At 42.4% G+C, this 24,170-nt stretch carries 24 protein-coding genes and 1 tRNA gene; 17 read left to right on the forward strand and 8 right to left on the reverse strand.

Going from position 1 to position 24,170, the window contains the following annotated elements:
- On the reverse strand, window positions 1-410 hold a 410-nt coding region (locus AACU59_RS13040), incomplete at its 3' end, for an IS4/Tn5 family transposase DNA-binding protein (protein ID WP_194554211.1).
- Window positions 411-788: 378 nt separating this feature from the next.
- On the opposite strand from AACU59_RS13040, the gene AACU59_RS13045 reads away from it, so the two are divergent.
- Together AACU59_RS13045 and AACU59_RS13050 are read left to right on the forward strand one after the other, a co-directional pair.
- Window positions 789-1,739, forward strand: coding sequence for a TerC/Alx family metal homeostasis membrane protein (locus AACU59_RS13045; protein ID WP_202598757.1), 951 nt, complete (start codon window positions 789-791; stop codon window positions 1,737-1,739).
- Between the two features lie 322 nt (window positions 1,740-2,061).
- Window positions 2,062-2,253 (forward strand): hypothetical protein, encoded by a 192-nt coding sequence (locus AACU59_RS13050; protein WP_017042819.1) that lies wholly within the window; start codon window positions 2,062-2,064, stop codon window positions 2,251-2,253.
- Window positions 2,254-2,403: 150 nt separating this feature from the next.
- Here AACU59_RS13050 and AACU59_RS13055 read toward each other — a convergent pair whose 3' ends face one another.
- The gene (locus tag AACU59_RS13055; protein WP_026027787.1) at window positions 2,404-2,970 is read right to left on the reverse strand and encodes a PhnA domain-containing protein; all 567 of its coding nucleotides are present in this window, start codon (window positions 2,968-2,970) and stop codon (window positions 2,404-2,406) included.
- A 203-nt stretch (window positions 2,971-3,173) separates the two neighbouring features.
- Here AACU59_RS13055 and AACU59_RS13060 point away from each other — a divergent pair, with 203 nt between their 5' ends.
- From AACU59_RS13060 to AACU59_RS13075, 4 genes are all read left to right on the forward strand, one after another.
- Window positions 3,174-4,256 (forward strand): site-2 protease family protein, encoded by a 1,083-nt coding sequence (locus AACU59_RS13060; RefSeq protein WP_094144930.1) that lies wholly within the window; start codon window positions 3,174-3,176, stop codon window positions 4,254-4,256.
- 271 nt (window positions 4,257-4,527) lie between these two features.
- Entirely contained in the window at window positions 4,528-4,980 is a 453-nt protein-coding gene (locus AACU59_RS13065; RefSeq protein ID WP_010320753.1) for a hotdog fold thioesterase, read from the forward strand.
- A 1-nt stretch (window position 4,981) separates the two neighbouring features.
- Window positions 4,982-5,215 (forward strand): DUF3389 domain-containing protein, encoded by a 234-nt coding sequence (locus AACU59_RS13070; protein ID WP_010320752.1) that lies wholly within the window; start codon window positions 4,982-4,984, stop codon window positions 5,213-5,215.
- A gap of 79 nt (window positions 5,216-5,294) precedes the next feature.
- Window positions 5,295-6,983 carry an SgrR family transcriptional regulator gene (locus AACU59_RS13075; protein WP_088733382.1) on the forward strand — a complete coding sequence of 563 codons (1,689 nt, stop codon included), beginning with the start codon at window positions 5,295-5,297 and terminating at the stop codon, window positions 6,981-6,983.
- A gap of 156 nt (window positions 6,984-7,139) precedes the next feature.
- Here the strand turns inward: AACU59_RS13075 and AACU59_RS13080 are convergent, their stop codons facing one another.
- Together AACU59_RS13080 and AACU59_RS13085 are read right to left on the reverse strand one after the other, a co-directional pair.
- Window positions 7,140-8,744 carry an ABC-F family ATPase gene (locus AACU59_RS13080; RefSeq protein ID WP_013867813.1) on the reverse strand — a complete coding sequence of 535 codons (1,605 nt, stop codon included), beginning with the start codon at window positions 8,742-8,744 and terminating at the stop codon, window positions 7,140-7,142.
- Window positions 8,745-9,011: 267 nt separating this feature from the next.
- Window positions 9,012-9,407: a PPC domain-containing DNA-binding protein gene (locus AACU59_RS13085; RefSeq protein ID WP_094144931.1), complete on the reverse strand. Its 396-nt coding sequence runs from the start codon at window positions 9,405-9,407 to the stop codon at window positions 9,012-9,014.
- Between the two features lie 163 nt (window positions 9,408-9,570).
- Here AACU59_RS13085 and AACU59_RS13090 point away from each other — a divergent pair, with 163 nt between their 5' ends.
- Both AACU59_RS13090 and AACU59_RS13095 read left to right on the forward strand, forming a co-directional pair.
- Complete coding sequence (locus tag AACU59_RS13090; RefSeq protein ID WP_013867809.1) at window positions 9,571-10,239, forward strand: glutathione S-transferase family protein; 669 nt, start codon at window positions 9,571-9,573, stop codon at window positions 10,237-10,239.
- A gap of 74 nt (window positions 10,240-10,313) precedes the next feature.
- A complete protein-coding gene (locus AACU59_RS13095) occupies window positions 10,314-10,811 on the forward strand; it encodes an RNA-binding S4 domain-containing protein (RefSeq protein WP_094145657.1) in 498 nt (165 codons plus the stop codon).
- A gap of 59 nt (window positions 10,812-10,870) precedes the next feature.
- Here AACU59_RS13095 and AACU59_RS13100 read toward each other — a convergent pair whose 3' ends face one another.
- Together AACU59_RS13100 and AACU59_RS13105 are read right to left on the reverse strand one after the other, a co-directional pair.
- On the reverse strand, window positions 10,871-11,059 hold the full coding sequence (locus tag AACU59_RS13100; protein WP_013867807.1) for a hypothetical protein: 189 nt from the start codon (window positions 11,057-11,059) through the stop codon (window positions 10,871-10,873).
- 35 nt (window positions 11,060-11,094) lie between these two features.
- Window positions 11,095-13,446 carry a fatty acid cis/trans isomerase gene (locus AACU59_RS13105; protein ID WP_161437547.1) on the reverse strand — a complete coding sequence of 784 codons (2,352 nt, stop codon included), beginning with the start codon at window positions 13,444-13,446 and terminating at the stop codon, window positions 11,095-11,097.
- A gap of 247 nt (window positions 13,447-13,693) precedes the next feature.
- On the opposite strand from AACU59_RS13105, the gene AACU59_RS13110 reads away from it, so the two are divergent.
- Together AACU59_RS13110 and AACU59_RS13115 are read left to right on the forward strand one after the other, a co-directional pair.
- Window positions 13,694-15,691 (forward strand): methyl-accepting chemotaxis protein, encoded by a 1,998-nt coding sequence (locus tag AACU59_RS13110; protein WP_237666564.1) that lies wholly within the window; start codon window positions 13,694-13,696, stop codon window positions 15,689-15,691.
- A 163-nt stretch (window positions 15,692-15,854) separates the two neighbouring features.
- Window positions 15,855-15,929, forward strand: a tRNA-Gly gene (locus tag AACU59_RS13115).
- Window positions 15,930-16,010: 81 nt separating this feature from the next.
- On the opposite strand, the gene AACU59_RS13120 is transcribed toward AACU59_RS13115, so the two are convergent.
- Window positions 16,011-16,223: a cold-shock protein gene (locus AACU59_RS13120; RefSeq protein ID WP_013867804.1), complete on the reverse strand. Its 213-nt coding sequence runs from the start codon at window positions 16,221-16,223 to the stop codon at window positions 16,011-16,013.
- Between the two features lie 175 nt (window positions 16,224-16,398).
- Window positions 16,399-17,763, reverse strand: coding sequence for a GGDEF domain-containing protein (locus AACU59_RS13125; RefSeq protein WP_017046915.1), 1,365 nt, complete (start codon window positions 17,761-17,763; stop codon window positions 16,399-16,401).
- Window positions 17,764-17,877: 114 nt separating this feature from the next.
- Here AACU59_RS13125 and AACU59_RS13130 point away from each other — a divergent pair, with 114 nt between their 5' ends.
- The 7 genes from AACU59_RS13130 to AACU59_RS13160 all read left to right on the forward strand — a co-directional run.
- Complete coding sequence (locus AACU59_RS13130; RefSeq protein ID WP_013867802.1) at window positions 17,878-18,246, forward strand: late competence development ComFB family protein; 369 nt, start codon at window positions 17,878-17,880, stop codon at window positions 18,244-18,246.
- Window positions 18,247-18,256: 10 nt separating this feature from the next.
- The gene (locus AACU59_RS13135) at window positions 18,257-18,541 is read left to right on the forward strand and encodes an HlyU family transcriptional regulator (protein ID WP_026027783.1); all 285 of its coding nucleotides are present in this window, start codon (window positions 18,257-18,259) and stop codon (window positions 18,539-18,541) included.
- A 289-nt stretch (window positions 18,542-18,830) separates the two neighbouring features.
- Complete coding sequence (locus tag AACU59_RS13140; RefSeq protein WP_017049557.1) at window positions 18,831-20,381, forward strand: Re/Si-specific NAD(P)(+) transhydrogenase subunit alpha; 1,551 nt, start codon at window positions 18,831-18,833, stop codon at window positions 20,379-20,381.
- Window positions 20,382-20,392: 11 nt separating this feature from the next.
- Window positions 20,393-21,769: a Re/Si-specific NAD(P)(+) transhydrogenase subunit beta gene (gene pntB, locus AACU59_RS13145; protein ID WP_094145277.1), complete on the forward strand. Its 1,377-nt coding sequence runs from the start codon at window positions 20,393-20,395 to the stop codon at window positions 21,767-21,769.
- Between the two features lie 151 nt (window positions 21,770-21,920).
- Window positions 21,921-23,375: a sensor histidine kinase VxrA gene (gene vxrA, locus AACU59_RS13150; RefSeq protein ID WP_094145451.1), complete on the forward strand. Its 1,455-nt coding sequence runs from the start codon at window positions 21,921-21,923 to the stop codon at window positions 23,373-23,375.
- On the forward strand, window positions 23,350-24,009 hold the full coding sequence (gene vxrB / locus AACU59_RS13155) for a response regulator transcription factor VxrB (protein WP_094145452.1): 660 nt from the start codon (window positions 23,350-23,352) through the stop codon (window positions 24,007-24,009). The genes vxrA and vxrB overlap by 26 nt, the downstream gene beginning before the upstream one ends.
- Window positions 24,006-24,170: DUF2861 family protein (locus AACU59_RS13160; RefSeq protein ID WP_161437548.1), on the forward strand; the 165-nt coding region annotated here is incomplete at its 3' end. The genes vxrB and AACU59_RS13160, both read left to right, overlap by 4 nt.

Raw genomic sequence — 24,170 nt, forward strand, 5'->3', positions numbered from 1 at the left:
CCAACAACCACTTGAGTTTCGGGAGCAAAAAGTAAGGTCGAGTGTATGAACATAGCTCGATTTCGATTGCCTTGATTGGAGTGCCCAAGTTCATCTTGTATGCTGCGATGGGAGTAACTTAGAGAAGTCGTATCTTCTAATGCAAGAAGTGTTTGTTGCTCTAAAGCCTCTTGCGCTGTGACATGAAAGCCCGCTTCAGCGATATCTTCTGCTTTGATTTGCTCATTACGAATAAAGCGATAAGCCCCTTCCATATCAGCAGGGGAGATGATGAGTTTCGAGACCGGTACGCCAGGTTGCTCGGCCAGAGAGGCTGCTAGGGCAACGAGTCTTTGAGTACGTCTTGGGTCATTGAGGTGAGCTTGACCAAATTGCTTTTGTGCCCAGAGGGTTGGTTCTATATAAGTCATTCTAATCATCCTTGTTATTGCTTAGATGATCAGATCATGAAACATAAAATTAGTTCAAAAAAATCCCCAAGCAGAGGCTTGGGGATTTGTGTATAAGAGACAGCATAAATGGCTCCTTTTTTTGATCACGGCTATGGACCTTTGCATCCAATAGGCATAAAATCCGCGCTGATTGGGGAGTAGTCGCCTTTGTTTACTTATCGTCAGCTCGTTAAGCGCATGCTTATCCGGTAAGTATAAATAGCCTTCTGTTAAAAACGGAATGCTTATTTCGACGAGACCAACGCATTCAGCTCTGTTCATTATGAACAGCGGTTTTTGTTTGCGGAAGGTTTCGATCGGTTAATCCCATCTTATCCTTCCGCCTTTGGAGGATATATGACCCCAACAACCTATCTCAGCTTTGCAATTCTGACTCTATTTCTTGTTGTTATCGATATTTGGCAAACACGTGGCGGTAAAGTCACGATCACTAAAGCTGCCGTTTGGAGCGTGATTTGGTTTATGCTGGCGTTTGCATTCGCCGCGAGTATCTATTTCTTTTGGGATAGTTACGCACCAACCAGTTCATACAGTGCCGAAAAGGCGACGATCTCGTTTATTACTGGTTACTTGTTAGAAAAATCGTTAAGTGTTGATAACTTATTCGTCTTTGCGATTATTTTTCATCAATACGCAGTCCCTGAGCATTTACGCCCGCGGGCTCTATTGTGGGGAGTGATCGGCGCTTTGTGTTTACGAGCGGTGATGATTGTGATTGGTGCACAGCTACTTGAACAATATCATTGGTTACTTTATGTGTTTGCATTATTTCTTATGTGGACCGGTATTCAACTTGCACGCGAGAAAGGCGAGGAACAGCTAAACCCAATGCCAGAAAAACTGATTCGACGCTGGTTCAATGTGACGGATCATTACGAAGGAAACGCTTTGGTTGTGAGCCGCAATAAGCGATGGTTTGTGACTCCAATGATGATTGTGATTGGCGTGATTGCTTTTATGGATGTCATGTTCGCATTAGATTCAATACCAGCTATTTTTGCCGTGACCCGCGAACCCTTTTTAGTGTTAGCAGCGAACGTGTTTGCGTTACTTGGTTTGCGATCTTTGTACTTTGTGTTGCAAGGGATGATGGATAAGTTTATTTACCTAAAACCAGCGCTTTCCTTCATCATGATCTTCATTGGTATTAAGATGATGCTAGTCGGTTCTGCGTGGGAAATTCCGACACCAGTCTCACTGGGTGTACTGTTAGTCACTATGATTATTGCGGTGTTGGCTTCTGTCTATAAGCAGAGAAGTCCATTACCTGCTACTCATAAGTCATAATATAAGTAAACAGAGGTAAGTGTTTGACAATACTTACCTCTCTCCTTTATTTATCCTTTATCTAACCGACGATAAAAATATTAATGTGAAAATTTTGTAAATAATTGGTTTTTTGTTTTTCATTGCGATTTAAATTCACCAAATAAAGCCTAATGTGAATAAATAGTCGATTATCGTGGGTAATAAAAGTATGCATTGTTATGGGGTTGTTTCATTAGAATAACTAATTTGAATGTGGAAAATTTGTCATTTTTTAACTAAAAAAATATCACCTAGAATTCATTTCAACAAAGTAAGTTACCGAATTAACAGAGAGGCTATCATGGCACAAGCAATGAATATGGGTACGATTACAGCACCTACCTCTATGGATAAAAAAACCTACGCGGTTAACTTCAAAGGATTGATTGCACATTTAGTTGATATTCTGTTTGTCGACCACAGCGAACCTCGCAGCTACTACGCGAATAATTTGTCTGGTCACATGCAGAAAGATATCGGTTTATACCGTTAATTCAATGTGTAGAGATGTAAAAGCCGACGGATTAAATCGTCGGCTTTTTTGTATTTAAAATTTACTAGTTTCACTGCTCATGAAAACAACGGTTTCCGAAAAACAAAGGCGCAAACTAAGTTGCGCCTTTGTTTTATTCGTCAATGGCTATTATTTTTTGCGACAGTATTCAGCAATGATATACATCGATTGGCCATTGGCTTTACCAGAGATCAACTTAGGATCGTCGCTTAAACTGATACCGCGAACCACAGTACCCTGTTTAATGACTTGGCTTGAGCCTTTGATAGGGAGATCTTTAATGATGGTTACGTCGTCGCCTTTTTTCAGTTCTACGCCATTCACATCACGAGGCTTTTCTGCATCATCATCCATACCAATTTCAGCCCATTTTGCAGCTTCTTCTTCAAGATACATCATATCAAGTAGGTCTTGAGCCCAACCCTCAGTGGCCGCAAGGCGCTTAAGTTGACGCCACGCCAGTACTTGAACGGGTTGCTCTTGGCTCCACATGCTGTCGTTCAAACAACGCCAATGGTTCACATCTACTGTTTCTGGGTTCTCAATTTGGCCTTTGCAGACATCACACAACATAACGGCATGGTCAACAGTAACCATAGTGTGTGGCGCTACCACAAATGGAGCTAATGGAGATTCTGATGAACAAAGCTCACATTTTGATTGGCTGCGTTCAAGTAAAGTTGCTTCAGTAGACATAGTACCCACCTTGTAAAAATATGTAAGCGCGTATTATCCACGTTACGACTGGAATTAAAAGGGGAGATGGAAAAAAGCTTGGTATTCGTGAGGGAATTGAACTAAGTCATCTTCAATAGTAAGAAAACGGGCATCGTGCTTTACGCTGTTATTGCTCAAAGGCATAATGAACGCCGTTTTTATGTTTGTATGTAGGTATCACTGTGGAACTCCTTTCCGCTCCATTTTTAGGAAAATCACTTCGTCTCGAAGGTTCAATGTCAGGCTGGCAGCAACTCTATTGGGATAATCAACTGGTCGCGCAATGCGATGCGACAGGGAATATCGAGGCGACAACGACCCATAGATTTCAGTTGTTAAGTGGTGAAACGCCGATCCAGTGTGAGCTGAATGTCGAGCTGAGTTGGCAGCCTTTTAAACTTCGTTATCAGGCATTAGTCAATGGTGACATTGTCACGCAAGGTGAGCGTTCAGAAAAAGACATTGAAAAACAAACACCATATAGCCCGCCAAAGCCGGAGCGACGTTTTAGCCTTATTGGTCTAGTCTCACTTGGTATGAAAGCACTGAAAAGTGCCAAGCTGATTAAAGTTGTTCTGGCGTCAGCAAGTATCGCAGCCTATTCGTGGTTATTTTCCTTCCAGTTTGCTATGGCGCTTATTGCCTGTTTGGTGTTCCATGAATTTGGCCATATCAAAGCGATGAAGTATTTTGGTATGAAGACTAAAGGCATTTATCTCATTCCATTTCTTGGTGGCTTGTCATTAAGTGATGAAAAAATCAATACACGTTGGCAAGATGTAGTGATCTCAATTATGGGGCCATTTTTTGGTTTGCTTCTCTCGGTTGTGCTGGTTGTCGTTTATTGGATAACAGGAGAGATATTTTTTGCTGGCCTTGCTGTTTTTAATGCCTTTCTCAATCTCTTCAATCTATTGCCTATATTGCCGCTTGATGGTGGTCACGTGTTAAAAAGCATCAGCTTTTCTATGAACAGCACTTTGGGGATTGCGTTGTGTGCTCTTGCGGCGATCGCTGGTGTCATTTTGAGCTATTGGCTTGGATTAACCCTGTTCGGCTTTTTATTGATTATGGGCAGCATTGAAATTGTGATGGAATGGAAGCAGCGTCATCAAAGTCATTTGCTACCTCTGAATCGATATGGACAAATTGTAGCTTCACTTTGGTATGTCAGCTTAGTGGCTGCACTTATCGCTATTATTTGGGGTTTTGCAACGACAGGGGATGAGCTGCTACAACTGCCATTACGCATTTTAGGTACTTGATTCGGTACGTTGACACTTGTAAGCCATGTATCAGAGCATTTTTTGTGCTCATCTTTAAGCGCTTAAATGACATCTTTGTATGAAGAGGCTTCTTAGCACCGATAAACTGCTAATGACAACACTGCAGTTAATATTTATGAGCGATCGGATCTGTCTCGAAAATGTGTAGTTGGCAGGATCTCAATCGCTGGAACTGACTGATTACTCGCTGCAAGTTGTTACTGTTTAAGTATAGAATGAATCTCTTTTACGATGAATGAGACAAAAAAGCATGGATATTTGGAAGAAGCCTATCGATTTAATAACGTTAAACGCCACCTCCAAAAACACCTTGATAGAGCATCTCAATATTATTTATACCGATTATACTGATCACTCTTTGTCTGCGACCATGCCTGTTTGTCACTTTACCCATCAGCCGCTTGGTATGCTGCATGGTGGCGCCTCGGTGGTACTTGCGGAAACCCTAGGTTCAGTTGCCGCGAACTTCAGTGTGGATCAAGAACACTATTGTGTAGGGTTAGACATTAATGCTAATCATGTTCGCGCCATGCGAGAGGGGATGGTTATAGGAACAGCGACACCTATCCATCTTGGTATTTCAACGCAAGTATGGCAAATCAATATCACTGATGAGCGCGAACGTTTGGTGTGCACCAGCCGTTTGACGGTCGCAGTACAAAAAATTCGTAACCGTTCTCAAGCTATCAAGGTTGATTTATAAAATGGTGATTGAATTTTCAGGTGGAAAAATCATCGTAACACCCCATGAATTAGTGGTACGAGTATTGGGTGATCTCGCCATCACGCTACAAGCCCAAGCCGATGCTGTTCAGCTCATTGGGAGAGGGGCGAATGTCATCTCTGTAAATTGCTCAGAAAGTAAATGGTCGATTAAGTTGGACAACGAAGAGCAAATTCAGCAACTTTCTCAACAACTCGGCTGTAATATTCTTTAAACAGTGATTAAGACTATTGCATAACCAATATAAAATGAGGAAACTATCTCTGTTTTTTATAAACTGAGATTTCCTCTTTATGAGTAGCCCACGACTTCGCGTTCAATTTGAATCCTTATTTGAGCACTTTAACGGCCAAGATGTTGGTGTCCAGCTAGAAGAGATCACCGAGATCCTTTTCTGCACACGCCGTAATGCGCGTATTGTTCTAAATAAAATGGAGGATGAAGGCTGGATAGAATGGCGTCCTGCGGCGGGGCGTGGAAAATTATCCGATCTCATTTTTAAACGTAGTCGCAGTGATGTCAGTGAAAACCTTGCGCGTCGATACTTAGATGAAGGTAAAATTGGCCATGCATTCTCGGTACTGGATCAAGATGCGGCGAAACTGACGCAAGTGATCCAAAGCTATCTTGGTGTTCAGCATCAAGAAGGTCTGCAAGTCATACGGTTGCCTTATTATCGCCCGCTTTCAATGCTAAACCCGCTAAAATCCATGCGTCGATCTGAGCAACATATCGTAATGCAAATTTTTAGTGGATTAACGCGGCTAGATGAGTATGAACAGCTGCAGCCAGATCTCGCACATACATGGGAATCGGTGACAGCAACACATTGGCGTTTTTATCTTCGCCCAGGGGTTCGTTTCCACAATGGTGATTTGCTTACCACCGACGGTGTTATCCAAAGTTTGTGGGAATTGCGATTTCTGAATTTATTCTCTCATCTTGATAGGATCAGCTCGCCCTCCAATTGGGTTATCGATATCTTTTTACAAAAAGCGGATAGTCGCTTACCGCTTCTTTTATCTGAGTCATGTGCCAAGATTTTACTACCAGAGTCCAATCGTAGTGATAATTTTGATTTAATGCCGATTGGTACTGGCCCTTACAAAGTCATTTTAAATGATGAAAAACGCTTAGTTTTGCAAGCGTTTGATGGATATTTTGGATTTAGGCCTTTGTTAGACCGGGTCGAAGTGTGGGTGATTGACGAAGTACATTCTTCGATGGTTTTTCCTAGCTTATCGCATCCGATAAAAACAAAGCGAGGTTCATTTACAGAAGACGTGGATCTTGATCCCGGCTGTACTTACTTGTTACTCAATCGAAAAAATGGCGTCGCCGCAGATGTAAATTGGGCTAGCTACCTCACCAATAAGCTCAGTACTCTCAACCTATTTCGTCAATTACCAGAAGACAAAGTGGTCGAGTTGGGGGTGTTACCTGCTTATGGCCTGAAACCTGGCTGGTATCATCAGTCATCGGGAGATGTTGCCGCTACACCGCCGGGCGAGCGTTCGATCACCATTGCATATCATGCTCAACATCCTATGTTTCCAAGCTTAGTGAAAACAATACAACAGCTGTTAAAAGAAGATGGGATTTCGGTGGAGCTTGTTAAATATGATTTGACGGTTGAAGACACCGATGCTGTCGATGTTTGGGTCAAACCGATGGGAATTGCCAACCATAGAGAAGATGCGTTAGCAGGATGGTTACTTGATTACAGTGATATCGAGCATCTAAGCCGCGCTGAAGATTTTTCGTATTGGTGTCAGTTAGTGGATGAATGGCGCGCCGATCCAAATGCCATATTTCCAGCCAAAGAGATTGGCAAGTCTTTGATAGAAAAACAGCAAGTTATCCCGATGTTCCACTGTTGGTTAGGGATAAGCAAAGATCAATGTGGTGCATTACAAAACGCGAAATGCAACGCGTTAGGCTGGTTTGATTTTAGCAATGTTTGGGTTAAACCAGAGTTATAACAAATTACAGTGATACCCAAACGACTTGGAGTTACAAGTAGGCGGCTTGTCAGTGGCCGATAAAATAAGCTAAGACTAAACAGCAGAATCTAAATTATCCGTTGTTGCCGCCATTTCTGGCGGCAACAAGTATCAAGAATTATGACGTTGGTTTGATTACGCCGCAGCTAACAACTTCTGTTGATGAGCCAAGTATTCATCGTACGTACCTTGGAAGTAGACCAACTGTTTGTTTTTCACATCAATGATCGAAGTGGCCAGCGAAGAGACAAACTCGCGATCGTGGCTAACAAAAATCAGTGTCCCCGTGTAGGACTTTAGCGCGTTATTGAGCGCCTCAATCGCTTCCATATCCATGTGGTTGGTTGGCTCGTCCATGATCAGCACGTTGATATCTTGCATCATTAGTTTGCCAAATAGCAGACGGTTCTTCTCACCACCCGAGCAGTTTCTTGCTTTCTTATTCACATCATCGGCTGTAAAGAGTAGTCGGCCAAGAATGGCACGCACCATCAAATCATCATGTTTTACTGTGCGCCACTGCGAGATCCAATCAAAGATAGTCAGATCGTTATCAAAATCGACAGTACTGTCTTGAGGGCAATAGCCAATTGAGGCATTCTCAGACCACTTCACCACACCTTGGTTGGCCTGCAGCTCTTTGACTAAGCAGCGTAGAAAGGTTGTTTTACCGACGCCGTTTTCACCAATTACCGCCAAACGCGAGCCCGCCTCAAGCAGCAGATTACCACCGTTGAAGAGCTGTTCATCGTCAAAAGCGTGGCCGAGATTTTGTAGTTCAAGTGCAAGGCGATGCAGTTTCTTACCTTCACCAAAATCAATCGAAGGACTGATGCGGCTTGAGGATTTCACTTCATCAAGCTTGATCTTGTCCATTTTTTTTGCGCGTGAGCTAGCCTGTTTTGCTTTTGAAGCATTGGCACCAAAGCGGTTAACGAAGTCTTGCAGTTCGTTGATCTCGGCCGCTTTTTTCGCGTTGCCAGAGAGTAACTGCTCTCGAATCAAGCTTGACGCTTCAAGAAAATACTCATAATTACCCGGATAAATACGCAGTTCACCGTAATCAATATCAGCCATATGGGTACACACTGAGTTCAAAAAGTGACGGTCATGGGAAATAATAATCATGGTGCATTTACGCTGATTAAGTTCTTCAGCCAACCAACCAATGGTGTGGATGTCTAAGTTGTTGGTTGGCTCATCAAGCAGCAAAATATCTGGGTTGGCAAACAAGGCTTGCGCCAACAAAACGCGCAGTTTCCAACCAGGAGCCACTTGTTGCATCAAGCCAAAATGAAACGATTCCTCAATACCCGCTTTTAACAAAATATCACCCGCGCGACTTTCGGCGGTGTAACCATCCATTTCAGCGTATTCGCTCTCAAGCTCGGCGACTTTCATGCCGTCGGCTTCGCTCATCTCGGCTAATGAATAAATGCGGTCACGCTCTTGCTTGATCTCCCATAGTTTACGGTCACCCATAATCACGGCATCAATTACCGTGTATTGTTCGAAAGCAAACTGATCTTGGCTCAGCACACCCAATTTTAGCCCTGGTGTAATGGAGACGTTGCCTGAGCTGGGAGTTAACGCGCCACTCAAGATCTTCATGAACGTCGATTTACCACAGCCGTTAGCGCCAATCAAACCGTAGCGATTGCCGTTACCGAATTTTGCAGAAATGTTTTCAAATAAAGGCTCAGCGCCAAATTGCATGGTGATATTTGCGGTAGAGATCAAGAGAGTTTTCCTAGGTATTCAGTTTAGCGAATCAGTGATGTGCAGACGCCAAATCAGCAGAACATAAACAATGGTTAAATAGGCGGCGAATTATACAGAGTTATTACAAAAAGAACAGATGTGAGAGATAGCTCACAGACGGAAATTGCTCAACGTCGAATTGCCTATCGTTATTGGGGAGAAATGGGTGAATAAAAAACACGCTTCACCACATTTTACAGAATGCAGACCAGTATATGCGCATTCACTTTTATCATTAAAGGGATTTTAACAAGGTGCCACCAGCTCACTGTAGCCCGTTTGATTATCAAATTCTCGCTGAAACACTAAGTTAGGGTAGGAATGTAAAATCAGCTCTGCGGTAGTATTGACAAAACAACCATCCAAAAGATGACCACCGATCACTTTGCCTGTTTTATCTGCAACCGCAATGTGCAAGTGTTGATGAGATGCGGTTAGCGTACCAATCAAAGAGACAATTTCAAATGCATCAACAAGGTGTAGCTCTGAAAAACCATCAGCGAGGCGGATGCGCACTTCAGACAGGCACCCGACACAAGAAGCGATGTTACCTGCTTGTATGTTCTCTTGCTTTATCAACGCGGCAATGGATTGCTTTAAATCGTGGCCTTTTATTAAGCGAGACACTGTCACTTTTATCATGGATAATTCGTTATAAAATTATGGTTGTGTTTAGTTTATCGTGCATGAGAGTTTACGTCTAAAGAGATTACTGCTTATATCCTTGTTGAGACACAAAGTGGCAATTTTGCTATTTGCTTAAATCCGTTGAGCAACGCCCGTCATTTCACCGAGGAACCGACTAATGATTGAACTGTACACCGCAGCAACGCCGAATGGTCAGAAAATCTCCATTGCATTAGAAGAAATGGGGCTGCCATACAAGGTCAACGCTTTTGATCTTTCAACCAATCAGCAAAAAGAGCCTGAGTTTACGGCCATCAATCCGAATGGACGTATTCCCGCAATTGTAGATAAAGATAACGATGATTTTCCAGTATTTGAATCTGGGGCAATTTTGCTTTACTTAGCAGAAAAAACGGGAAAATTTTTGCCCGTAGATCCGAAAGCCCGCTCTCAAGTGATCCAATGGTTAATGTTTCAAATGGGAGGCGTAGGGCCGATGATGGGGCAAGCTAATGTCTTCTTTCGTTACTTTCCAGAAAAAATACAACCTGCCATTGATCGTTACCAAAAAGAAGGGCGACGTCTATTTGAAGTCATGGATAGCCAATTAGAGCATCACCGTTATCTTGCGGGTGATGAATACACCATCGCCGATATCGCAACATGGCCATGGGTGAGAATTTACGAATGGAGTGGCATTAATATTGACGGGCTTGAGCACCTACAACGTTGGTTGGCGGAAATCGCGCAACGCCCTGCAGTGATTAAGGGGCTTACCGTGCCACCACCAAGTCAAGAAAGCGATGAACAGCGAGCGGAACGCATTCAGAAAATGGTGACAAGGTAACCTAAGTGATGTGTGTATGACAAAACGGTGGGCTTATAAGTTCAGTTGAAGTATTTAACTGTGGTTCCTAATTTGTGCATTTAGCATTACACTGCGTGCAAATTCGTGATAAGAAAAGCGTAATGATTAACGATAAAGACACATTAGAAAACGAAGAAATTGAAATAGAGGCGATTGGTATTGAAGTTTCGTCGCAACCTATTGAGCTTTATAAGGTGTTAAAGATTGCTAACCTAGTGGATGGTGGCGGGCAAGCAAAATTCCTGATTAGCGATGGTTACGTGGCAGTCAATGGAGAACTTGAAACTCGAAAACGACGTAAAATGTACAATGGGGATTTTCTTGAATTTAACCAGGAGTACTACGTTGTATTGTGTGATCAACCCGTGACTGAAGTACCTGAAACTGATGTGACGTCGGTAGTGGCAGCAACAAATGTGCCTAAGCCGAAGCAAAAGGCGTCAAAAACCAAACCGGCTAGAAATAAGCCGACGACCACAAAGAAAGAGAACTCCGATGCACCTAACAGCAAAGATGCTGAAAGTGGCCGTAACTCAATAGACTTTTTCTAATTTTCTGTTTTTTAATGATCTGATAAATAGACGGGAGCGATATGGCTCCCGTCTTTTATTCAGCGCCATTCGTCATTTGTCGTCGAACCGCTATTTAACCCATTAGGATCATCATCAAAAGGGTGTTGTGCCTTATACAGTAACACTTCCAACTGATGTTCTAACTGATTGACGGTCTCATAGTCACCTTCAGAACAGGCTACATAAATTTGTTGTTCTAGTGCTTCAATGCTGTCGCGTATGGTCATTTGGCACCTCTCATCTCACCCATTAAAGGTGACGTTTATCTGTTTTCAAATCTATTGTAGTCAAGTAAACCAGATTCGACAGGTTGATTTTTTCGATACCATGCATGAACTTTATCGCTGAACGGCCAAAACTTCGAAGAACTGCGGCGAATGGCGAACCTATCGAGCAACTTAACGTAGTCCTGCTCATTTTGCATTTTACTCAATAGCATCACCAATTCTGCGATCTCGTGTTCATGCAGTGACAAGTAAGCAGAAGGGTAACTACCAATGACACCTCTCACTAGAGTCAAATCATCATTCGCTGGGTCACGGTTGCTTTGTTCATCAAATAGACTTGAAATATTGAGATGGGCGTTATTGTGTAACAAAGTAAACAGTTGATCCTCTCCGTTTTCAGCCGTGATCATCAACATCATAATTTGTGGCACAGCCAACAACCCTTCACCTTTGATCTTATTAATGCTATTTAACATCTGTTCACTACGCTTTGAAAAACCAGTGTCAATTATCAAATAACGATTTGATAACACAGGTTGAAGCTCAGACTTCAAAAGATCAAACAACTCAGATTTTGGATCTTGCGTGTGGTAAACAATACTGGTCGGTTGATCAAAAGGGGCAACGTTACGTTGCAAAAAGTCACTGAGTTGAGTGCTTTGATTTTGATACCAACTTGACTGCTCTTGGTGCCTTATCTCTCTAGGCAACAGAGAGACAAAATTACTTTCACCTTCAAGACGCAGAAAATCCATAAACATGCGAGTAATGAGCTGGTGGCCGAAATTGCCGTAAACATCAAAACCCGCCACCAGTAAATAATGGATTCTTTCTAGTAGGGCATAGTCTAAAACCCATGCTGTTTTGGGTTTTTCTCCCACCAAACCTTGCACTACCGATGCACTATCGAAATGCCTAAAAATAGTCAGTGCCGCATTCGGGTTATAGCCATCACCCATCCACAGTACATCCGTGGTTAAGTTCTCGCCATTTTTGAACCACTGATTAGTAAATTCAGACTTTGCTTTCAAATAACGTGCTTGTTGATGCGCATAACGGACCCAATGAGTAATAGGCAACGTGTTACTTTCCAACTCGCTTGGCAGTTTTAGATTCGCGGCTTGCGAGCGATAAAATTGATTCACTTCGGGTAAATCAGCTTTCTCTGGGTCTAGAAAGAACACCCAAAAATGGTCGTTAATAACATTCAGGGCTAGCTGGCCACGACACACTGGCCCTTTGATAAAAGCCATGATGGTGTTTTGAGCATTGTCTAACATGAATCGAAAGCGTGCTTTAACCGGAAGGGCATCAAATGCCGTCATCGGATTGGCGGCAACTTCAATATCATAGCTAGGCAAAACTGAGACTTGATAATTAGGTTGAATGAACCATGCTTGCCAATCATCAAGACGTTTTTTATTCAACGCATAGGGTAAATGAGTTTTATCTACGATACTGCCTTGCTCAGGAATCAAACGGTAGTAGACGCGTTCTACACCAGGATTATCGTAAGGACGTCTTGTCGCAATTCGGTTGACAGGCTCGCCTGGGGGCGTTGTCGAACGTATCAAAGTGAAAAATCTAGGTTGACCAGCAAGTTCAGAAAAATAAAGGTGAGAAAGAAAAAGATGCTCGTAGATATAACGAGCCATTAACTGATTCTTTGCTGTACCTTTATTTAAAAAGTTTTCGTATTGCGCAACCGATTTCTCCTGATCAGAAGTGAGCGGAATATGACCATTCATGATTGCGCCATCTCTGAGCCACGTGAGTAGCGTATTGTATTCAAGAGGGCTAAGATTTGGCATGCCATAAGGCATTCCCCACGTTGGGTGATCTTGTTTGTACTGTCCGTACTCTTCAATTGTTGGACAAACTTGTTCGCGATCTATCGAAAAATCAAAACCTTTTAGCTGATCTTGTTCTGGTAACGGATGTTCCTCTTTTTGCATTAATAATTTCGCGACTAATCCTGCTTCTAGATTCGCGGTAGGCGTTTGAGATCTCTCGTTCAGCACAGGATGAAAACCAAAATCTCGCCACTGCTCTGTGTATTGTGCATCTTCAAACAAACGGGTAGGAGCCGACGCCGTCAGACGCGTACCATGATAAACCAACGCTTTACTGGCTCCACGATCAATCCCTTCAACTGAAGACATTTTTAGCTGGCAGGGCGCATCATAACAGGCGTGACAGACCACGCAGCGCTGATCGATGATGGGTTTAACATCATTTAAAAAGAAAGAGGCTTCTTTTGAATCTACTGGCGATTGTCTTGACTGAACGCTTGCTTCACCAAACAGTTGGTCATAGTTCAAGCCCGCATACATTGCACATCCTGAAAAAAACACGATGCTAAGAATAATAAGTCGATGAAAAGACATAACATGAGAAATTTAGGAATATTTGTCCCAATTAAAGCAAAGATTAACAAAATGCACCACAAAACGATGAAAATAGCGCATTAGGGATGATAAATAGCCCGAGTGGAATAAACGCCACAACTGAACGCACAATGCTCAATTTAGGGTTATAAAACGAGTATACGGTAGACTCGCATTGGCTATACGCATTTAATAAACCCATTGAACCCGCTATAGTTAAACGAAGAAAATTTTGAGGAGTCAAAGGATGAAACTCTCGATATCAGGGAAGTTGCAATTAAGTTTTTTATTGCTGGTGGTGCTTCTTATCATTTCGACCTTTTTTACCTATCGCAGTATTACGCAAGTCGAAACTCACACTAATTCATTGCTACAAACGGATCTGCCAACCGTGAATACTAGCCGAAATATTCAGCAGTCGATGCAAGAGGTTATTTCAACGTTACGCGCCTATTTATTGGTGGGTTCTCAAAGTGCAGTGGGTGCAACGCAACTGACAAAACTTGAAACTATTATTGGACAGATGGACAAAACGGTACCGGTGTTAGAAACGCTGATTCTCAGTGAGCAATACACCGCGATCATAAGCGAATGGGCTGCAATCAAAGCGCATATCCAAGGCATCGTATTACTGAGCCAAAGTGAGGATAATTTACCTGCCCACACATTATTCATTAACGAGGCCGCCCCCATAGCAGAAGTTGCCCTTGACCAGTTACAAGGGCTGATTAACGACGAGTCGACTAACAAAGAAGGAGGGGAGCGGAAACGTCTCTTTAAATTGTATGCTGACAGCTATAATTCGTTAGCTAATGCACTGGCATCGTTGCGAGATTTCTTACTGTATGCGAAGCCTGAACATCTCGAAAAATATCAAGACCTAATTAACTCTCACAACCAATCTGTTGCTGAAATTGTGGAAAAGTCCTCTTTGCTATCCGATGATGAACAGAGTCTGTGGTCATTATTTAATGAGATGCAGCAGCTTTATTTCCCACTCGCACAGCAGGTGATTGAAATACGCCAATCTGAGCAATGGAACGGCGTCAACCAAAAAATGGCCACACAACTTATGCCTGCCGTAGATAAAATGACTAACCGTCTTGAAGATGTTATCGCCACTCAACAATCAAAAGCAGAGCAAAGTGGTGAAAGGATGAGTCGTAGCATTAGTAATGTGATTAACGTGTTATTTATCATGATTGCCGTGACTGTTTCAGTTGCTGTTTTGCTTTCCAATTACTTAGGTAAGAATATCGGCCGCAGAGTGAGTCGAATCGGAAAGAGAGCCGAAATCATTGCGGCAGGAGATGTCTCTCAACCAGCACTTTTGTGTGAAGGTAGCGACGAGCTATCTCAGCTTACCGCCGCGATAAACAATATGAACAACTCACTGCGAACGATCGTTCAGGGAGTCAGTACCAAAGCGCAACAGGTCAGTCAAAACATGGATGAGCTTCTGAACTATAACTCAAACACTCGGCAGCAAGTACAGCAGCAGCGAGCAAGTATTGAGCAGGTTACAGTACGTTTGAGCGATGTGGCGCAGTATTCTATGGCGACCGCAGAAAAAGCTGAACAATCTATGCAATCTCTTTTGTTATCACAAAATGAGCTCAAAGAGGGAGCCTCGGCGCTAGAACAAAATAGAAAAAGTATTGATAAGCTTGATCAAACCATACAAAAGGCAACGCAATTGGTGCTCGATCTTAGTCGAGAAAGCGAATCGATTGGGCGTGTGACCGAAGTAATAGAGGGATTAGCGGAACAAACTAACCTTCTGGCCTTAAATGCGGCGATTGAGGCCGCAAGAGCCGGAGAATATGGACGAGGCTTTGCTGTGGTAGCGGATGAAGTTAGGCTGCTGGCGACTCGAACCACTCAATCAACCACAGAAATTAACACTATTATAAACGCCATACAGTCAGCGACTGCGGCTGTGGTCAATGAAATTAACATGAGTCAGAACCTTGCCAATGAAGGTGCGGCGCAGACCATCCACGCCTTCAACAAAATGATGGACGTACAAGGAAAAATAACGGCGTTAGATAAGGAAATGCACCAGTTATCCTCGGCGGCCGATCTGCAACAACAATCAACACACCAAATGACTCAATTCATGCAAGAAGTTGTCAATTCGGTGGAAAGTGTGGCAAGTATTAGCCAAATCTCAAACCAAACGTCAGCGCAAGTAAAAGATAATGTCACTGTACTCAATCAAGAAATGGAAAAGTTCAAAATTTAAACGCAAGAGTAGATATTCAATTGAGTTAAAAATAACCAAAAGCACACAAATCTCAACCAATTGAATTTACTTTGTTTATTTACTGTTCGCTTGAGCGGGTTTTGATAAAAAATGGGTTTTCTTTTTTGCTAACTGTGGCATAGTGACAGCGTCAATTCGGTGCGCGGGCATCGTATAATGGCTATTACCTCAGCCTTCCAAGCTGATGATGCGGGTTCGATTCCCGCTGCCCGCTCCAATATTCTCGTATTTATCCAATCTACTAGAAACAAAAAATCCACCCTAGAAAGAGTGGATTAGAGTCGTTCTTTTTAAAAATTTAAACGGGACTGACGCTCTCAGCTTGTGGCCCTTTTTGACCATCAGTGATTACAAAACTCACCTTTTGGCCATCGACTAAGTTGCGGCGCCCTTCACCCGTAATAGCGGAAAAATGTACAAATACATCTTTGCTGCCATTATCTGGGGTAATAAAGCCAAAACCTTTATCTTGGTTGAACCACTTTACAATTCCGTTTACTTTTTCACTCATAATCTTACTCTTGCTATGTTGTTTTGACGTTGCGAAACAGTTGCAACATGAATAACTTAACTAAAGTATTTTGCACAATCTAATGAAGTTTCTGTGAATGTGATGTACGCCTTGTTGAGTATCAAATTTTGCGATTTCTATACCAAAATGTGATGCATTAAATCAAGGTAACTGTTCATACTTCAACTCTATTTCTGCCGTTTTGTTTAGCTTTATAGAGCGCTTGATCCGCAATTTTTAACACTGCTTCAGGTTTTTCTGAGGCGTAGCTATCAGCAACGCCAATACTAACCGTAATAGAGACAAGATTTGATGGTGTTTTCTGCTCACGCTTCTTGGAACCGAGCTTATCGTCTTTTGGTCTGTCTTCTGCGTTCCTAATGACCATTTGGTACTGTTCAATATCTTTGCGAAGCAAATCTAAGTAGATTGCAGCTTGCTGTGCATTTTTTCCTTTAAATAGGATGGTAAACTCTTCACCACCGTAGCGATAAACACGTGCGTTTCCTTGAGTCAACAATAAACGGCTAGCAATCAACTTAAGCACATCATCGCCAGTGTCATGACCATAGTGATCATTGAACTGCTTAAAATGGTCTATATCTAGCATCGCTATCGCATATTTTTTGCCTAAGTATTTGATGTCAAGATCTAAGGCGTGGCGACCTGGGATACCCGTTAAGCGATCAATAAATGCCATTTTATGGCCCGCCGAAATTAGATATAAGATCAATAAAACCCCGGCTAGAGAGAAAAGTGTGCTTGAGATATAACTCACGTGGAAAAAAATAAAGGTGACGGAGGAGAGTAAAATACTGGCGTAAATGCTGGTGTCTAAGATCTGGTTTCGCGTGAGCACAAATATTGCGGAGACCCCAATTAATGCCAAGAGGTACATCACCAACAAAAATGGCAATTTCGATATTTTCGGTATAGTTACTAACAAAACCTGGCTAAAATTCTCAAATCCGCCATCACTGACGTACATCAAAGTAACAACGGCCCAAAACATTAACAGCAGCAAAATAGCGATGTATAAGCCATAAGTTTTACTCAATACAGTAGCATTACTTCCTAACGCATAAGGTACTAAACACAAAACGGGTAATAACAAACTTAATAACGAAAGCTCTAGCAAGGTTGTTCCCGTAGAAAGGGGCATCTGTAAGCGCCACTGGATGATTGCGTAGGCCACCATCATCGCTGTCGAGATCATAGCCAAACGCCCTTGCTTAAAAATGTGTCCTAATGCGATTGCTACCGTGAAAAGAATATAAGGCAGGTTACTAGCGAAGCCAATATTGGCGCTAGTGATCAGAATGACGTTTTCCATCCCCAACATAATGGCTATTAGCAACCCTATTGGGAATAAGAATCGAAACCAATGAGATGATACAAAACTTGTCGGCATTAATAATACAAATATGACCTTTGTGGCATTTAAAATTAAAATTGATAATAAGGCCCATAGCATACTTTTATTTAATAGATTGCCAAGCTTTTTGCTAGACTTACTAAATGAAAGCGAGCACTTGAACAAAGTTTAGACGACAACGCATCTAAAAGTTGTATAAAATCACCAAGGTACGTTAAGTTGTTACTGCTAAGTTCTATCTAAATATTTTGATTAGTACGAAGAGGAAGGAGTGTAAGGATGCAAATCAGTGTTGATGTACATAATTACATGGAAACACTTGTCGGACGCGTATTGGCTGAAGATAAGTATGTAAATCACTATGATAATGAGCAGCTTGCCGATCTTGCTTGCTTATCCCTTGCTCAATTGAGACCGATCTATATTCGATACGACATAGATTTTCTCTCTGCGCTACCTGAAGAAAAATTGGTCATACTTAAAGAGAATGCACAAGTTGCCGTTGAATCGGCGGAAAGCATGATCGTTAATGATCGACGTAGACACAGAGAAGATGATATTCCTATCATTCTAGGCCAATTGCGCTTTGACGATAACTTAGAACTAGAGTGGTTCGAGAAGCCGATTATTGAAACAAACAAGTCTTAAAGGAGTTCTTGTGGGATTTTTTTCTCGTTTATTTAATCAAGGGTCAGGCAATGACTCAAAAATGAAGCTTTTAGATCCCATTGAATATAAAGGTTTTTTAATTTACCAAGATGCAATGTCTGAATCAGGGCAATATCGTGTCGCTGGTAAAATTAGTAAAGATGTTAATGGTGAAATATGTACTCACCGTTTTATCCGCTCCGATGTCGTAGCTAGTAAAAGCGACGCTGATGAGCTTATGCTTAAAAAAGCAAAAATGCTCATCGATCAGATGGGCGAGAAAATCTTTTCCTAACATCGTCCAACTTGATAAAAATCATAATGAATATCCTCATTAGTCGATACCCTTATTCATTGAGTAAAATACATGGCTAATATCCTGTTTTTATAGAGCTTTGTGATAAGTGGTTCGACCTCTGCTTTGTTTGGATGTCGTTGTGTTTTTGTCTTTCACCTATGACAATCACTCATTACTTAACCTTATATGTAATAGCATTTTGTATTTTTATTACAAACTGCTTGCAGTTATGCTGGTGGTTAGATAAAAACAGAATAATCATTGTGCCAATAGTCAAGGAATAACTATGCAAATTGGTGTACCAAAAGAGACCCTTACGGGTGAAACACGGGTTGCAGCTTCACCGAGTTCGGTAGCGCAATTAATCAAACTAGGCTTCGACGTCTCCATTGAAACTCAAGCTGGGGTTTTAGCCAGTTTTGATGATGCGGCTTTTGAGGCGGCTGGTGCCACGGTTGTTTCGACACAAGATGTTTGGAATTCAGACATTATCTTGAAGGTCAATGCGCCGATTGTTGATGAAAAACAATCGATTGATGAGGTTGCTTTGATCAAAGAAGGGGCAAGCCTAATCAGTTTTATCTGGCCTGCACAAAACCCAGAATTGATGGAACAGTTATCAAGTAAAAAAATCAACGTGCTGGCGATGGACTCAGTGCCGAGAATATCCAGAGCACAAGCTTTAGACGCTTTGTCATCAATGGCTAACATTGCTGGCTACCGCGCTGTTGTTGAAGCTGCACATGAATTTGGCCGCTTCTTTACAGGGCAAATTACCGCAGCGGGCAAAGTCCCGCCGGCAAAAGTACTGGTTGCCGGAGCTGGCGTTGCTGGCCTCGCTGCTATCGGTGCCGCAGGAAGTTTGGGGGCAATTGTACGAGCTTTTGATGTTCGCCCAGAAGTAAAAGAACAAGTTCAATCAATGGGTGCAGAGTTTTTGGAAGTCGATTTCCAAGAAACGGCTGGTTCAGGCGATGGTTACGCCAAAGAGATGTCTGACGACTTTAATAAAAAGGCCGCTGAACTGTATGCAGCGCAAGCTAAAGATGTCGACATCATTATCACGACGGCTTTGATCCCTGGACGTCCAGCCCCTAAGCTGATCACCAAAGAGATGGTCGACAGTATGAGCGCTGGTAGCGTGATCGTCGATCTTGCAGCTGCAAACGGGGGGAACTGTGAATACACGGTTGCCGATCAGGTGATTACAACCGCCAATGGTGTGAAAGTGGTCGGTTATACTGATATGGTTGGCCGCTTACCAACACAATCCTCTCAATTATATTCAACAAACATCGTTAACTTGCTGAAATTGTTATGCAAGGAAAAAGATGGGTCCATCAATATTGACTTTGAAGACGTTGTTTTACGTGGTGTGACGGTCGTGAAAGAAGGCGAAATAACGTGGCCAGCACCACCGATCCAAGTCTCTGCTCAACCGCAAGTCAAGACCGCACCAACTAGACCTGAACCCAAAAAACAAGAACCCGTTTCTGCGACGAAAAAAATTACTGGCTTAGTTGCTGCCGTTGGCGCTTTTGCTTGGATCGCATCGGTCGCACCTGCGGCTTTTTTAAGCCATTTCACCGTTTTTGTTTTAGCGTGTGTTGTGGGTTACTACGTCGTTTGGAATGTTACTCATGCTTTACATACTCCTTTGATGTCCGTTACCAATGCAATTTCCGGCATTATTGTGGTCGGAGCTTTATTGCAGATAGGTCAAGGGAGTGGTGTGGTCACTTTCCTCGCGTTTATCGCTGTTTTAATTGCAAGCATTAACATCTTTGGTGGTTTTACAGTCACCAAACGTATGCTTGAAATGTTCCGTAAAGACTAAGGGAGTAATATATGTCTGCAGGATTAGTACAAGCCGCATATATTATTGCTGCTATCTTCTTCATCATGAGCCTTGCTGGATTATCAAAGCAGGAATCAGCAAGAGCTGGTAACTACTATGGTATAGCGGGTATGGCTATCGCACTCATCGCCACTATTTTTCGTCCAGATGCGCAGGGCTTAGCTTGGGTATTGCTGGCGATGGTAATTGGGGGCGGTATCGGTATTCATTATGCTAAAAAAGTAGAAATGACCGAAATGCCCGAACTTGTGGCTATTCTCCACAGTTTTGTGGGCATGGCTGCGGTATTAGTGGGTTATAACAGCTATATCGATGCGCCAATTGTACTCGATCACGCTGAACACGTGATTCATTTGGTTGAAGTGTTCATTGGGGTATTTATTGGTGCCGTCACCTTTACAGGATCTATCGTCGCCTTTGGTAAACTGCGTGGAATCATTTCGTCGTCGTCGCTCAATCTCCCTCATAAGCATAAGCTCAACCTCGCGGCCATTGTTGTCTCCACATTATTAATGATTTACTTTGTTAATAATGGTGGCAGCATGTTTGCATTGATTATTATGACTCTGATAGCGTTCGCGTTTGGCTACCATTTGGTGGCTTCGATTGGTGGTGCAGACATGCCCGTTGTGGTATCGATGCTTAACTCCTACTCAGGTTGGGCAGCCGCAGCGGCTGGCTTTATGTTAGCGAATGATTTGCTGATCGTAACCGGAGCACTGGTTGGTTCTTCAGGTGCCATTCTTTCTTACATTATGTGTAAAGCGATGAACCGCTCTTTTGTTAGTGTGATTGCCGGGGGCTTTGGCCAGGATGTGACTATCAGCGCAGACGTTGAATACGGTGAACACCGTGAAATAAACGCTGAAGAAGTAGCCGAAATGCTGAAAAACTCTAAGTCAGTGATCATCACTCCAGGGTATGGCATGGCAGTAGCTCAAGCACAGTATCCTGTTCACGAAATCACGGAGAAGTTACGTGCACAAGGCATTAAAGTTCGCTTTGGTATTCATCCAGTAGCGGGGCGTTTGCCTGGTCATATGAACGTACTACTTGCTGAAGCAAAAGTGCCTTATGACATTGTGTTAGAAATGGACGAAATAAACGATGATTTTACTGAAACGGATACGGTTTTGGTGATCGGTGCAAATGACACAGTAAACCCAGCAGCATTAGAAGATCCGAACAGTCCGATCGCCGGAATGCCAGTGTTGGAAGTATGGAAAGCGCAAAATGTCATTGTATTCAAGCGTTCAATGAATACTGGCTACGCGGGTGTACAAAACCCTCTTTTCTTTAAAGATAATACCCACATGCTTTTTGGTGATGCAAAAGAGAGTGTAGACGCCATCTCAAAAGCGTTATAGCATCTACGATTAGGATAATGAAGAAGCCAGCATTTTGCTGGCTTCTTCTGTTTTTGAGCAATCATTATTGACATGGATATAACACGTACAATGTATTATTAGTTAATAATGTTATATAGTTTTTAATCTAAACCATTAATGAAAATAAAACTTGTTTAAAGCGATTAAGACCTACTTTTGGGCTATTTTAGTGCTAATACCTATTCAAACCTATGCCGATTCGTTGCCAGAACGCATCGACCTTTTTGCGTCGCTTTTTGATTATAGTACCGCTGATGTAAGTTATGATATCCGTACTTTGCAGGTTGATTATCCAACTCGCTTATTGACTCCCGAATCAATGTTACCGCAAACGGCTGAATACCCTTTAAAAGATCTACAGTTGTTATACAAATTATCTCAAAGCTGCACAGGTAAGTTGCCGCTGAGCCCACTCATAACAGAGCCATTAGTCTTCACTAGAGCTATCTGTAAAGGATCTCAATTACCGTCGAAATGGTTTGCGAGAAGCGCTTTGATTCACCCAGGAGGCGGGACATATGCGGCTCGTTATGTAAAAAAATACCCTGATAAATTTGTAGAGTTGCAGCAATATATGCACATACGAGAGCGCACCAAAGCAAGTATGGATTCTTTGCTTGGCCGCATCCAAAACATGAATGAAGATACGATCTTAGCACTTATATCAGGTGCAACCATGTTTGTAGAGAACAGCGATCTTTGGCTGAGAAAAGGGGATATGTATTACGTTTTTAACGAAGACGTATGGTTAGACAACGCGAGTAAAGCAGGACTCAGCTATAGCATGGCCTCGGAAAATTCGACCTGTTTTATACAAAGAGGCAACATTTGTTGGAATGTTGAAGATCATTCCAACGTGTTACGGATAAGTATGGTAATTCTTGTCCTAGCTAACATAATACTTGTATTAGGCTGGTCCCTTTATCGTTGGAATTCAAAACGACAGGAAATGAAAAGTCGTATGTTGGTGCTGCAGATTCTTACTCACGAGCTCAGAACACCCATTGCAAGTCTATCGCTAACCGTTGAAGGATTTAGGCGCGAATTTGAAAGGTTACCATCAACTGTTTACGATGAGTTTAGACGCCTATGCGAAGATTCCAGACGTTTACGGCAACTGGCCGAAGCCAGTAAGGATTATTTACAGTCAGAGAGCAGGCCGCTTGCAACAGACTGGGTACCTTCCGTTGAAGAATGGTTACAATACAAAGTGGAAGAAGAGTTTCGCGAAAGCATAGATCTTGTTATAAACAAAGATATTGCAGCTAAACTGAATGTTTATTGGCTTGGGACATGCATCGATAACTTAATTAGAAACGCAGTAAAATACGGTGTTGCTCCAGTTACGTTAGAGGTAACAACTAAACAAAATTCAATCACGATCAAAGTTACAGATCAAGGTCTGTTAAATCATCGAGATTGGAGAAATTTACGTAAACCTTTTGTCAGCAAAAGTGGCTTAGGTTTAGGTTTGACTATTGTAGAATCAATGGTAGGTCGGATGGGTGGTAAGATGACACTCGCAGGACCGCCAACCACATTTATATTGGAGATCCCCTGTGAAACAGACATTGCTTCTCGTTGAAGATGATAAAAACCTTGCCGATGGCTTATTAGTAAGCCTTGAACAAGCAGGGTATGACTGTTTACATGCAGAAACTATTGCAGATGTTAAACAGCATTGGGACAGTGCAGACTTAGTCATCCTCGATCGCCAATTATCCGATGGCGATTCTGTTCAGCATTTGCCAGAATGGCGTAAAATAAAAGAGTTGCCAGTAATTCTTTTAACCGCACTTGTTACGGTCAAAGACAAAGTGGCCGGATTGGACGCGGGGGCAAATGATTACTTAACCAAGCCTTTTGCCGAGGCTGAATTATTTGCACGAATTCGAGCCCAGCTTCGTTCACCAGAATCAGAAGGGCAGGATGACACGAAAGTGGTTACACCCAATCTTGTTATTGATAAAGCCACAAGAGAAGTTTTTTTTAAAGAAGATTCAATTACCTTAACGCGTACTGAATTTGACTTACTCTTATTTTTAGCAAGCAATCTCGGGAGAGTGTTTACGCGTGACGAATTGCTTGATCATGTATGGGGTTATAACCATTTTCCAACGACAAGAACCGTAGATACCCACGTGCTGCAATTGCGCCAAAAACTTCCAGGCTTAGAGATTGAAACCTTGCGCGGTGTTGGATACAAGATGAAAGCGTGATGCAGAAATCTCGTTTACTATTGGTAGGCATAGCATTTGTGACTATTCCTACCAAAGCACAAAATGTTGAGTGGTTTGATCAAATCACACCGCTTACTCAAGCGCATCAGAATCTTTTAAATAATAATTTAGAAGCAATGTTTAACTCACTTGTCGAAGTG

The organism is Vibrio sp. V23_P3S9T160, from assembly GCF_963886625.1.
GTDB lineage: Bacteria > Pseudomonadota > Gammaproteobacteria > Enterobacterales > Vibrionaceae > Vibrio > Vibrio anguillarum.

Excerpts from the sequence above, each read along its gene's own strand:
- AACU59_RS13140 (WP_017049557.1), top strand. The coding sequence starts at position 18,831 with ATGCAAATTGGTGTACCAAAAGAGACCCTTACGGGTGAAACACGGGTT.
- AACU59_RS13090 (WP_013867809.1), top strand. The coding sequence starts at position 9,571 with ATGATTGAACTGTACACCGCAGCAACGCCGAATGGTCAGAAAATCTCC.
- AACU59_RS13075 (WP_088733382.1), top strand. The coding sequence starts at position 5,295 with ATGAGTAGCCCACGACTTCGCGTTCAATTTGAATCCTTATTTGAGCAC.
- AACU59_RS13100 (WP_013867807.1), bottom strand. The coding sequence starts at position 11,059 with ATGACCATACGCGACAGCATTGAAGCACTAGAACAACAAATTTATGTA.
- AACU59_RS13045 (WP_202598757.1), top strand. The coding sequence starts at position 789 with ATGACCCCAACAACCTATCTCAGCTTTGCAATTCTGACTCTATTTCTT.
- AACU59_RS13130 (WP_013867802.1), top strand. The coding sequence starts at position 17,878 with ATGCAAATCAGTGTTGATGTACATAATTACATGGAAACACTTGTCGGA.
- AACU59_RS13120 (WP_013867804.1), bottom strand. The coding sequence starts at position 16,223 with ATGAGTGAAAAAGTAAACGGAATTGTAAAGTGGTTCAACCAAGATAAA.
- AACU59_RS13085 (WP_094144931.1), bottom strand. The coding sequence starts at position 9,407 with ATGATAAAAGTGACAGTGTCTCGCTTAATAAAAGGCCACGATTTAAAG.
- AACU59_RS13070 (WP_010320752.1), top strand. The coding sequence starts at position 4,982 with ATGGTGATTGAATTTTCAGGTGGAAAAATCATCGTAACACCCCATGAA.
- AACU59_RS13065 (WP_010320753.1), top strand. The coding sequence starts at position 4,528 with ATGGATATTTGGAAGAAGCCTATCGATTTAATAACGTTAAACGCCACC.
- AACU59_RS13110 (WP_237666564.1), top strand. The coding sequence starts at position 13,694 with ATGAAACTCTCGATATCAGGGAAGTTGCAATTAAGTTTTTTATTGCTG.
- pntB (WP_094145277.1), top strand. The coding sequence starts at position 20,393 with ATGTCTGCAGGATTAGTACAAGCCGCATATATTATTGCTGCTATCTTC.
- AACU59_RS13055 (WP_026027787.1), bottom strand. The coding sequence starts at position 2,970 with ATGTCTACTGAAGCAACTTTACTTGAACGCAGCCAATCAAAATGTGAG.
- AACU59_RS13050 (WP_017042819.1), top strand. The coding sequence starts at position 2,062 with ATGGCACAAGCAATGAATATGGGTACGATTACAGCACCTACCTCTATG.
- AACU59_RS13105 (WP_161437547.1), bottom strand. The coding sequence starts at position 13,446 with ATGTCTTTTCATCGACTTATTATTCTTAGCATCGTGTTTTTTTCAGGA.